The sequence below is a fragment of the Halomonas sp. BC2 genome (assembly GCF_002078115.1).
Lineage (GTDB): Bacteria > Pseudomonadota > Gammaproteobacteria > Pseudomonadales > Halomonadaceae > Vreelandella > Vreelandella stevensii.
The window spans coordinates 1-1,267 of sequence record NZ_LFGT01000009.1 but is presented as its reverse complement, the minus strand read 5'-3'; the positions used below and the strand labels follow the sequence as shown (position 1 = coordinate 1,267).

At 59.7% G+C, this 1,267-nt stretch carries 1 protein-coding gene; it reads left to right on the top strand.

The genetic code is table 11. From position 1 onward, the window contains the following. Positions 1-751 precede the first annotated feature (751 nt). On the top strand, positions 752-1,267 hold a 516-nt coding region (locus B7L71_RS06500), incomplete at its 3' end, for an MBL fold metallo-hydrolase (RefSeq protein WP_139790059.1).

Here is a 1,267-nt window from a genome sequence, read left to right as displayed (position 1 = left end):
ATAACGAAAGAGTGAGGTCACGAGCGAAAGAGGCACCCGCGTTGGCGGCGCCAGCCGCCCCGATCAAGCCACGGTGATTGAGCAAACCTCACTGGCTTCATCGGCACCCCTAACGGGGTGCTTCGCGGGTGCGCTCCGCTTACACCGCGCTACGGGGCGCTGCCAACGATACGCATGGGCACCAACCCCGTTTCGCGGCATAACGAAAGAGTGAGGTCACGAGCGAAAGAGGCACCCGCGTTGGCGGCGCCAGCCGCCCCGATCAAGCCACAGTGATCGAGCAAAGCTCACTGGCCTCATCGGCACCCCTCACGGGGTGCTTCGCGGGTGCGCTCCGCTTACACCGCGCTACGAACACCGCCAACCTCGAAAGCGTGCAACCCCGATGCACAACGTAATGGTCAAGCGAGCCACCCCGTAGCGCGGCGTAACGAAAGAGCGAGGCAACGAGCGAAAGAGGCACCCGCGAAGGGCGGCGCCAGCCGCCCTGATCGAGCCACGGTAATTGAGCAAACCCCAGTGGCATATTCGGCACCCCTAACGGGGTGCTTCGCGGGTGCGCTCCGCTTACACCGCGCTACGAATACGTAGCATACTTAGAAGCGTGGCAAGAACCCCGTAGCGCGGCGTAACGAAAGAGCGAGAGCAACGAGCGAAAGAGGCACCCGCGAAGGGCGGCGCTAGCCGCCCCGATCACGCCACCAAACGCCAAAATGCCATACCGGTAAGAGAAAGCACGAAAAGGAATTCAATGCTCAATATTACACACCACGGCGGTGCCACAGGCGTCACCGGAAGTTGCCACCAGCTCATCCTCGATAGCGATCACTCACTGCTGATCGACTGCGGGCTATTCCAAGGCGAAGACGCAAAAGAAGATGCTTTCCAACAGCTACAAATCGAATTCGACATCAGCACCGTCAAAGCGCTGGTCATCACCCACGTACACATTGACCACGTAGGCCGCTTGCCTTACCTACTGGCTGCCGGGTTCAAAGGGCCAATCATCTGCTCCATCCCCTCGGCCAAGCTATTACCCCTGGTGATTGAAGACGCGCTAAAAATCGGCTTCACCCGCAACGCCCAGCTCATCGAACGTTTCCAGCAGCAGTTGGAAAGCCAGATCATCAGCGTGCCCTACGGTAAATGGCACACTGTGTTTGAAAAAACCGAAGCAGGCGGCATCACCACCCGAGTGAAGCTCAAGCGGGCAGGGCACATACTGGGCTCCAGCTACGTGGAAGTAGCCCACCAGCACCCCAACGGC